Source organism: Pseudoglutamicibacter cumminsii (assembly GCF_003143995.1).
GTDB classification, from domain to species: domain Bacteria; phylum Actinomycetota; class Actinomycetes; order Actinomycetales; family Micrococcaceae; genus Pseudoglutamicibacter; species Pseudoglutamicibacter cumminsii_B.
The window spans coordinates 20,016-29,460 of sequence record NZ_QFWG01000016.1 but is presented as its reverse complement, the minus strand read 5'-3'; the positions used below and the strand labels follow the sequence as shown (position 1 = coordinate 29,460).

Below are 9,445 nucleotides of genomic sequence, written 5' to 3'. Positions count from 1 at the left end.
GTTCCTCGGTCGGCTCCGGTTCCTCCGTCGGTTCCTCGGTCGGCTCCGGCTGCTCCGTCGGTTCCTCGGTCGGCTCGTCCGTTGGAGTATCCGTAGGTTCCTCGGTCGGCTCCTCAGTTGGCTCCGGTTCTTCCGGCGCTGCCGGCGTGAATTCCGCAGTCGCGGTCACGGTCTCAGCTTCAACGTCGTTGTAGCTACCGCGCGCTTCCGCCGTGTTCACGATCGGCTTGCCCGCCGCAACGTCTTCTTCCGTCACGGTGATCGAGCCCGTGCAGGTAGCTGTGTCCTCTGGGTCGAGGAAGATCTGCCCGTTCGCGATCTCCCGGCCGTCCCATTCACAGGTCAGCTCGCCGCCACGGTCTTCGAGCATCTTGTCATGCACGGTCACGTATTCAGTGCCGCCGGTACCGGTTCCGGTCACCACGATGCTGTAGGTCACGGTGTCGCCCGCGGTGAAGCCTTCTTCTGGCTCGTCGAGAATGCTCTTCTCGATCGCCAAGCCCGGCAGGCCAACTGCGGTCGTCGCCGTTGCCTCGTCACTCTCAACGCCTTCACCGGCTGGGGTCTTGCCCTTCACGGTCGCGGTGTTGACAAGTTCCGTCTTACCCTCAGCGACGTCCTCATCCGTGACGGTGTACGCCGCGGTGCATTCGGTCTGACCGTTCGGTCCGAGGGTGTCATCTTCACAGACGACGTCGGCGCCGGCTTCAGCGAGCATCGGGTCGTTGATCTCGATGTTGCTTACCGTCACGTTGCCATGGTTGTAGACCGTGAACATGTACTCGATCTCGTCGCCGATGGTGCTGTTGTCGGTACCGTATTCGCCCCAGGCTTCCTTGATCAGCTCGAGCTGAGCCGCCACAGCAGCTGGAACGACCTCGGCTGAGTCCGTCTCTTTGAGGGTCTGCGGCTCTCCCGATGCAGGGCGCGTCACAGCCTCAGCGGTCACGGTGTTCTTCAGCGGCTTACCCGCGTCGATGTCCTCCTGCGTCATCCGGTACTCGGTTTCGCAGTTGAGGGTCTCACCTGCCTTCAGCGTGAACTTCTCGTCGTTCGCGTAGACGAAGTCGCCGTCAACGTCGCAGTAGAGCTCGAGCGGGTCTTTACCTTCAACCCAGGCACTCTTGAACGTGACGTCGTGCAGGTCCGCTTCGCCCGTGTTCTCAAGCGTCATCGTGAAGGTCGTGGCATCATCCGCGTTCTTCTCAACAGACTTCTCGCCGTCGACGAGGGTCTCAAGCTTCATCGAAGCCGCTGGAGCTGGCTCCGCAGTAGGCTCCTCCGTTGGCTCCTCCGTAGGTTCCGGCGTCGGCTCCTCGGTCGGTTCCTCAGTAGGTTCCGGCGTCGGCTCGCCCGTCGGCTCCTCGGTAGGTTCCTCAGTCGGCTCGCCCGTCGGCTCCTCCGTAGGTTCCGGCGTCGGTTCTTGCTCCGAGAGGCGAATCACTGCAGTGTCGGAGGCCTTGACGGTGAGGGTGTCGTTGCGTCCTGAAAACTGGTGGACATACGAGTATGTACCACGAACCTGGGCTTCGTTCGTGAGGTCCTGTTTCGCATCGACGTCGGCTTGCGTCACGACGTAGGTTGCGGTGCAAGAGAACCGCTCACCGATCTTCATCGGTAGATACCCGTTTCCCTCTTCAAAGCCCGCCATGCTGGCGGAAATGTTCTTAAACCTCTCGTTAAGCTCTTTTTTGGTGTACTTGGTGCCGTCGGCTTTGAAAAGCGAGCACGTCAGCTTCAACGGGGTACGCCCCGCCACCCAGGTGTCCTTGAGGTACACCTGTTGCACCATCACGTTGGACGTGTTTTTACCTTCGATGGTGAACGTAGCTTTGTCGTCGACGCCCAGGCTCACGCTGTCTTCGCCGTTAACTTTCTTGGTCACCTCAAAGCCGAGTTTTGGCTTGATGACACCGAAGTCAACACCTGCGTGCCCCGTGGTTTCATTGATTTCGAGAGGCTTGGTAAACCACGGGGAACCCACCGGTGGGGTCCAGTCACCAGCATGGCTCACATCATCCGTTTCCTCCACCGGGTAAGCGATGACGTGGTAAGTGCCATCCTTTACGTCCTCAAAGCTGTATCGCCCGTCCTCGCCAGTGATGGCCGTGTATACGGCAAGGTCTAGAGGAATCGTCCCCCCAATACCCCGCAAATCCTTAGGTCAAACAACGCAACCGTGTAACCCGCCAGCGGCTTCTCACCGTCGTTGCGAGTCTTATCCCAGTTGACGTCGTTGTATACGGTTCCGGTGATCTGACGTGGCTTCGCTTCTTGCGTTGCTGCCGCGGCAGCAACCGTGTTCGTAGCCTGATCCTGAGCCGCCTGGCTCGGGACAGTCGCCGCGAACATCGTGCCAACCAGACCAACGGAAGCGATGAGGGACAACACGCCGCGTGCGCGTCGTTTACGACCCGCGTTGCGTGCAGATGTGAGGTCGGTACCCCAAGCCATAAGCGCTCCGCTCTACATAGAGACATCGCGCCACACAGTGATAACCCCACACAGTGATACTGAGATGCACAGTGATGCCGAGGTACACAGCGCTGACGCGATACGAGTGATCTACAGCACAAGAGTGTACCTGGACTTTTCACAAGCTGAAAGATCGCTGTGAAAAGTTGCGTGGATTCCTTATCCACACCCCGGCTATGCCCGGAAATCAGACCTCAGAATACCCAGCTTCACGCACCCAGCAGGAACCCCGCCGGCCTCAGCTCTCGAGCGCTTCCGGCCGCACCGCAGGCATGTCACCGAACATCTCCTGCGCGGCACGCACCACACGTCGCGCCAGCACACGGTTAGCTACGCCACCAAAAGCCGCGCCCACACCGAACGGCAGCGCCCTACCCACCGCGGACGCCGACTGCCGAGCAGCGGATTTCTTCAAGAACCGCGAATGCAGCTGCTTCCCCAGGGACGCATAGGATCCGCCCGCACCAATCGCCGTTGCGAAGAACGTGCGCATCCCCACCGTGCCACCGGAAGCAATAACGCCCGACATGTCCTTAATGATCTTGACGCCTTCTTCACCCAGCATGAGCGCCATAACAAGCTCGCCCGCACGTTCCGGATCATTCACCGCAACGCCGTGCAGTTCCGCCATCCCTTGCGCATAGAGCGCCGTCGCCTCCAAATAACCGAGCGCAACACCTGCAGAAAGCCCCAGGGACGCGAGCGTCCCGACCCCAGGCACGATGGCGGCCGCACCACCCGCTGCACCCATGCCTGTTACGGTGCGGACATAATTCGTCTCAAGGATGCGCGCGAGCTCAGCCGGGGTCGCCGTAGGATGCTTCTCACTGAGACGGCGAATGTATGCGACCACAGCGGGCCGCTGCCAACCGACGACGCGCTTGATTCCCCGTTCGAAACCATCACTGACGTTGCCGCTGTCAGTAACGATGCCGCGGGCAAGAAACTCGGTGGCTTCACGCGGCAACAACGCCTCGGATTTGCCGCGCTTAAGCGCCTTCCGGGCGCGCCGACGCGTCTTTTTAGTTTGAGGTGCGGTCTCAGTTGACATGTTCCCAGCCTAACGCGCAACGCTAGAGCCGCTCATCAGCGGCAACTCTCGGACCGCAGTTGGCAACGGTCAGCTAGTCACACTTCAACGTGACGTCTGCCCACACGATGCGGCGGGCGCCGGCCGATGCGGCCGATGAGGTTCCTGCGCTGCTCTTCTCCGCAACCGCACGGCTCATTGCGGCTTCAATCCCCGATTCGGAAATCGTGGATCCGTTTGCTGCAGCCACATAATCGGAGCGGGACGTGCCACCACCAATGCGAGTCGCGTACTGGGTTGCGCACACAAAGTCTAGAATTGTGCGGATCTGGAGCGACGCATCGTCCTCACACTGCGCTCCCGCGCTCGACGGCTTCGCAACGTCCAGCTCGTCCGAGTCCAAGAACGTTTCAAGCTCGTCCGCCGCATCCTGGCGCTTCTGCTCAGCGTTGTCATCCAACGACTCGGCATCCGGGCCGAGCGCACCTAGAACAACAGCGTTAGCGTCCTTTTCCAAACCACCGTAAGCGCCGGCGTCATCAGTCAAGTCACGCAGCTCATCGCTATCGCTGAGGTACATGTTGAGGAAACGCAACTGGTCAAGCCGGCGGTCCGCGTCAGCACCTTCGCCCTGATCCGGCGTGAGGCCCGTTGCAACAACATGCACAGTTTCACCCTCAACATCGAGCGGGACGTCCCACAGGCTCGTCGAGTTCAGCGGCAGAACCGACCTCACAAGCTTGGAATACTTTTCCGTGTCGAGGCTGTTACCCGGAAGCTCACTCCAGATGAGGTTATTAAACGTGCGGACCTCGTCCTGCTTAATTGGGTAACGCGAATACAAGATCATGGAGCGCTGGCCTTCGAAGTGGCCAACACCAAATGCATCCCCGGGGTCGCCGGTGGAGCCGTTACCGTTCAAGTCCGCACCCGACTGCACGCCCGCGTTAGTCGACGCGGCATACACGTACCGATAGTCGAGCGGGGAAAGACCCTTAGATCCAGCCTCGCCGTCCGTCTGCGCCTCGGCAAGGTACTGGTCCTTGAAGATGTCAGCGACGTGAGTGTCCGTGTCAATATCCGTGATCAGCAGGACATCTGGGCGCGTCTTCTGGATATTGCGCGCAAGCATCTGGGCGGCCTCATCTTGGCCACCCTCGAGGCGCTCGGCGAGCGCCCCTTCTTCGTCTTCGCTCAACCCTGCGTTCACAGTTGCAACGCGCAACGATTCTTTTTCACTGCGGTGATCTTTCTTGCTGTGCTGCTGTGACGCCGTCGTGTCAACGGTGAGCACGCTCGGCTGATGAGTCAGCGTTGCGGCTGAAGCTTGAGGGGCGACGCCCAGCGTTAGGCTGAACAGGGCCGCGCCGGCGGCCGCATAATAACGTCGCATACTTCCACGATAGAGCGTTTCACCTCAGATGCAAGAGAAAGGCGGAAAACTCAGCCTTCTCACAGTTCGGCTGTTATTCAAGACTTCCTTGAGATGGCGCGGATCGAGCGCCCTCGCCTTGGTGGACCGTAACACTGGGGGTTGGGTATCGGTATCTAATCGTGATCATTCCGTGATCTAACGCGGCGCTTGCTCGCAGTTAATCAAGTCCTTTGTTGTTGTGACGCCCAACACAAGGGCATAGTGTTTGCATCCAGTACACGTTGACATCCCAGGATGTTGCTCCAGGGCAGACCCCTGCAGCACATCCCTCAAGGACGAAGCATGCATCACACCAAGAACAGTCACATATCTGATGCGAAGATCGACTGGCCGGCGCTCAAGGACCTCTTAGCTGATGCCGGCTACACGTCACGCCCCGTGGGTGTCCTGTTCGCTGACCACTTCCAGGCCAACGCGAACGACCTCATCGCACGCCTCACTGAAGCAGCAACGCACCGCAGCACCGCCGCACACCAGGACAGCGGCGCCGCACATCGCGCCGGCACCACCCCGCACCGCGCCGGCACCGACGCAGCGCTACCGACCCCGACCATCCGCGTCGCAAGCAAGTCCCTCCGCATCCGCAAAGCCCTCGACGCCGCCCTGGAAACCCCCGGCTTCGAAGGGATCCTGAGCTTCACCCTCCCCGAAGCCGTGTGGCTCGCGGAAAACGGCTACCGCGACATCGTGGTCGCCTACCCCAACGTCAACATCGACGCGATCAAAACCTGGACCACCAGCGAATCCGCGCTGGAACACGTGACCCTCATGGTCGATGACCCACAGCAGCTTGACCTCATCGACCACGCGGCCCCCGGCCACCCCGACCTCAAAGTAGCCGTAGAGCTCGACGCCGCCTACCGTCCCGCACGCGGTGTCATGATCGGCGCGGCACGGTCACCGCTATCAACCGCCACAGCCGTGACCAAACTTGCGACCCACATCGTGGGCCGGAAAGGGTTCACCCTGGACGGGCTCATGGCCTACGAAGGGCAGATCGCGGGCGAAGCGAACGCCGGCAAAACTCCGCGGCAAACCATCCTGCGGCGAATCCAAGCGGCCTCCGCGAAAGACATCGCACACCGCCGCGCAGAAACCGTGGAAGCGATCTCCGCACTCGCCCCGTTGCGCTTCGTCAACGGCGGCGGCACAGGGTCCATCGAAACCACCGGAACAGAAGCCGCCATCACCGAAGTCGCGGCGGGATCCGGACTCATCGGCCCCGGACTCTTCGACAACTACACAGCCTTTAAACCAGCGCCAGCGCTCGCGTTCGGGATGGACGTTGTGCGCCGGCCCAACAAAAACACGGCAACCGTGCTCGGAGGCGGCTGGGTCGCATCCGGCCCACCCGGGCCAAGCCGGCTCCCCACCATCGCGTGGCCACCCAACGTCAAATACCGCGGCACCGAAGGCCCCGGCGAAGTACAAACCCCACTCACCGGCCCAGGCGCACGCAACCTCCGCATCGGCGACATCGTGTGGTTCCGCCACGCAAAAGCCGGCGAAGTATCAGAACGCATCAACAACGTCGTACTGATCTCAGGAACACAAGTCATCGACGAATGGCCCACCTACCGCGGCGAAGGGAAAGCATTCCTATGAAAACCACAACACCACCGCAGCCAGGCACCCCAACACCGCAAGCCGGCGTCCGCGCCCAGGGCCCCGCCGCCAAAACCAGCGCGAAAACCAGCACCAAGTGGACCAACTGGTGCCGCCTCTACCGCAGCGAACCAGCCGACATCGCAACACCACGCGACGAAATCGAACTCGCCGCGCTACTGACCCGCGCAACAGAAGAGAAGCGCACCGTCCGTCCCGTCGGCGGAAGCCACTCCTTCACGCCACTCGCTCACACTGACGACATCCTGCTCGACATGCGGCACTTCCGCGGCCTCTACGCAGTCGACCCCGTGGGCGGAACCGTAACCCTCGGAGCCGGAACCCACCTCTGGGAACTCCCCGGACTGCTGGAACCATACGGCCTAGCGCTCGCCAACATGGGCGACATCGACCGCCAAACCATCGGCGGCGCACTCTCAACCTCAACCCACGGAACCGGCCTCGCCTACACCGGCTACGCAGGCATGATCCGTGCGCTACGCATCGCGCTACCCACCGGCGACATCGTCACCGCGTCCCCAACGCAACACCCCGAGCTCTTCGAAGCCGCACGCGTAGGCCTCGGCGCACTCGGCGTCATCGTCCACGCGACCATCGACGTCGTGCCCTCGTTCATCCTGCATGCAGAAGAACGACCCGTACCCCTCGCGGACACGCTCGAAAACTTCATCGACCTCTCCCGCGAACAAGACCACGTCGAGTTCTACTGGTTCCAGCACACCGACGTCGTCGCACGCAAAATCAACCGCCGCTCCCCCGGCTTCGAAGGCGACAAGCCGCTCTCCGGGTTCAAACACTGGTTCGAAGACGAACTCCTCAACAACGGCGGCCACCGGGCCATCTGCGAACTCGGCAAACTCATCCCCAAAACCGTGCCGGCACTGAATAAGCTCGCGGCGCGCACGATGGGAAACCGCAGTTTCGCTGACACGTCCCACAAAGTCTTTGTGTCACCACGGCGCACACGGTTCCGCGAAATGGAATACGCGATCCACATCAACGACTACCAAGAGGTTTTCAGCGAAGTAGTTCGCGCCGTCAACGCATTCCCCGAAGGGATCACGTTCCCGCTCGAAGTCCGCGCCGCCAAAGGCGACGACGTGTGGCTCTCGACCGCACACGGCCGCGACTCCGTCTACATCGCGGTGCACCGGTTCTACCGCGAACAACACAAGAAATACTTCGCGGTACTCGAGGACATCTTCAAAGCCGCCGGCGGACGGCCACACTGGGGCAAACTCCACACCCTCGGCCCCGAAGACCTCCACGAGCGCTACCCGAAATTCGGGGACTGGCTCAAGGTCCGCGAGCAGGTCGACCCCAACGGGATCCTCCTCAACGACTACCTCGCCAAGATGTTGGGGGTGTGATGCTGGGGGCGAGGCGGCCTTGCTGAGGGCGAGGCCCCTTAGTAGGGGCCTGCGGCTCGCTTAAACACATCAGCCTCGGAACTGACGCATCGACAGGAAACCGCCGCGCCAGCTCCGAGGCTGATCTATGTGTGGGCCCACCGGGGATCGAACCCGGGACCAACGGATTAAAAGTCCGGTGCTCTGCCAGCTGAGCTATAGGCCCCAGCTACCCATGGTAAACGACACCACCACAGTTTCCCTAACCCATAAGTTTCCCTGACCCGTCCGTTTCCCTAGCCCACAACCGCGAACCACAGCCCCTAACCCACCACTGCCGTGCACCCCGGCCTGCGGCCCAGCAGCATCCGAAGGCCATCGAAAGCCCCGGTTCCTACACTGGTAGGGATGAGTTCTTTGGCGCGTACCCACCACAAGCCAGCAGTGATGCCTCCCGAACTATTGGATCGGGAAGCTCCCGGCTCGGATCCCGCGCACCATTCCGAAGCCGCTCACCTGACAGCCCAAGCCATCGTGCGCCGCGGCCGCTCAGGTGTTGCGCCGGACATCCTTGACCGCCTCATCAAACTCGCCGACTCCGGCGGTCTGATCGAGCTCGCAGAGCTGTGGTCCACATCGCCGGCAGTGTCCCTACCGGGAACATTGTGGCGCCTCTACGTCCTGCGCCGGGCCGTCATGAACGATGCAGACCGCTGGTCTGCGCTGTTCCGCGCCGGAAAGTCAGTGGATGACGTCACGGTCGTCGTCGCAGGCGTTGCCGACCCGCCGGGACCTGCCGAAATGGTTGAAGTGACCACAGCGATCCTCACCGGCGCATACACAGGCGACTTCGCCGTCGCGCTCGAACGGGCCGCCGCTTTCTGCCGCGTCATCGCCGCGGGCCAGGCCGCCCACGCCGACAGCGCCGAGGCTCACGCCGCGCACCACGCCCGCTCGCTCACCGAAAGTTCACGACGCCTCACAGCCACCGCATCGGACCTCCTCGCATCCGCTGACATGTGGCGGGGCAACCACCTCGAATAATCCGCGCTTGACGAACCCCAGCCCACGGCGCGAATAACAACCGTGACACTTGACGAGCCCCCGCCCCCATCTGGGACACTGGAAGAGACACCGGGCCGCGGAGGCCCCGGGCCCCAAATATTTGCCGCTTCGAGCGGCCTTTCGCCGAGAGGCGCCCCCGGTCCGGTGTCGCTAAACAAGCCACATGCCCACGCACCCCACCCGCCCGCTACACGGACGCTACACTGGCGCTAGAGCATCTCGGCAGCACGCACATCTGGGGCACAACGAATTCATCAATCAGCCACATTGGTCTGTTAACCTTCACTCACTAGACTTCGAGCTGTAACGTTCCGCGTGACAATGTCCCAAGTGAGAATGAGGTACCCGTGCGTCTGCGGCTTTTCCCCTCTGAGGCTAAAAGCCTCAAGTTGCTGAGCGGCATGTCTGAGCTATTGCATCAAGCCATCTCCTCAGCCGCTGAGCTCATCTCAGCACCCGCAACCG

The 9,445-nt window shown here is 61.7% G+C and carries 7 protein-coding genes and 1 tRNA gene; 3 read left to right on the top strand and 5 right to left on the bottom strand.

Going from position 1 to position 9,445, the window contains the following annotated elements:
* From CAY35_RS09665 to CAY35_RS09265, 4 genes are all read right to left on the bottom strand, one after another.
* A partial coding sequence (locus CAY35_RS09665; RefSeq protein ID WP_181377555.1) for a DUF7507 domain-containing protein occupies positions 1-2,014 on the bottom strand: 2,014 nt, incomplete at its 3' end.
* A gap of 110 nt (positions 2,015-2,124) precedes the next feature.
* Positions 2,125-2,454 (bottom strand): hypothetical protein, encoded by a 330-nt coding sequence (locus tag CAY35_RS09275; RefSeq protein ID WP_109304323.1) that lies wholly within the window; start codon positions 2,452-2,454, stop codon positions 2,125-2,127.
* Positions 2,455-2,713: 259 nt separating this feature from the next.
* A complete protein-coding gene (locus CAY35_RS09270; RefSeq protein ID WP_109304322.1) occupies positions 2,714-3,526 on the bottom strand; it encodes a hypothetical protein in 813 nt (270 codons plus the stop codon).
* A 73-nt stretch (positions 3,527-3,599) separates the two neighbouring features.
* Positions 3,600-4,898 carry a hypothetical protein gene (locus tag CAY35_RS09265; RefSeq protein ID WP_109304321.1) on the bottom strand — a complete coding sequence of 433 codons (1,299 nt, stop codon included), beginning with the start codon at positions 4,896-4,898 and terminating at the stop codon, positions 3,600-3,602.
* 324 nt (positions 4,899-5,222) lie between these two features.
* Between CAY35_RS09265 and CAY35_RS09260 the strand changes: the two genes are divergently transcribed.
* Positions 5,223-6,545, top strand: coding sequence for an amino acid deaminase/aldolase (locus tag CAY35_RS09260; protein WP_258265737.1), 1,323 nt, complete (start codon positions 5,223-5,225; stop codon positions 6,543-6,545).
* Positions 6,542-7,936: a D-arabinono-1,4-lactone oxidase gene (locus CAY35_RS09255; RefSeq protein WP_181377554.1), complete on the top strand. Its 1,395-nt coding sequence runs from the start codon at positions 6,542-6,544 to the stop codon at positions 7,934-7,936. The genes CAY35_RS09260 and CAY35_RS09255 overlap by 4 nt, the downstream gene beginning before the upstream one ends.
* 132 nt (positions 7,937-8,068) lie before the next feature.
* Here CAY35_RS09255 and CAY35_RS09250 read toward each other — a convergent pair.
* Positions 8,069-8,141: transfer RNA gene (locus tag CAY35_RS09250), tRNA-Lys, on the bottom strand.
* A 182-nt stretch (positions 8,142-8,323) separates the two neighbouring features.
* On the opposite strand from CAY35_RS09250, the gene CAY35_RS09245 reads away from it, so the two are divergent.
* Positions 8,324-8,959: a hypothetical protein gene (locus CAY35_RS09245; protein WP_109304319.1), complete on the top strand. Its 636-nt coding sequence runs from the start codon at positions 8,324-8,326 to the stop codon at positions 8,957-8,959.
* Positions 8,960-9,445 lie beyond the last annotated feature (486 nt).

Coding starts and splice junctions, on each gene's coding strand:
- CAY35_RS09245 (WP_109304319.1), top strand. CDS start 8,324: ATGAGTTCTTTGGCGCGTACCCACCACAAGCCAGCAGTGATGCCTCCC.
- CAY35_RS09260 (WP_258265737.1), top strand. CDS start 5,223: ATGCATCACACCAAGAACAGTCACATATCTGATGCGAAGATCGACTGG.
- CAY35_RS09255 (WP_181377554.1), top strand. CDS start 6,542: ATGAAAACCACAACACCACCGCAGCCAGGCACCCCAACACCGCAAGCC.
- CAY35_RS09265 (WP_109304321.1), bottom strand. CDS start 4,898: ATGCGACGTTATTATGCGGCCGCCGGCGCGGCCCTGTTCAGCCTAACG.
- CAY35_RS09275 (WP_109304323.1), bottom strand. CDS start 2,454: ATGGCTTGGGGTACCGACCTCACATCTGCACGCAACGCGGGTCGTAAA.
- CAY35_RS09270 (WP_109304322.1), bottom strand. CDS start 3,526: ATGTCAACTGAGACCGCACCTCAAACTAAAAAGACGCGTCGGCGCGCC.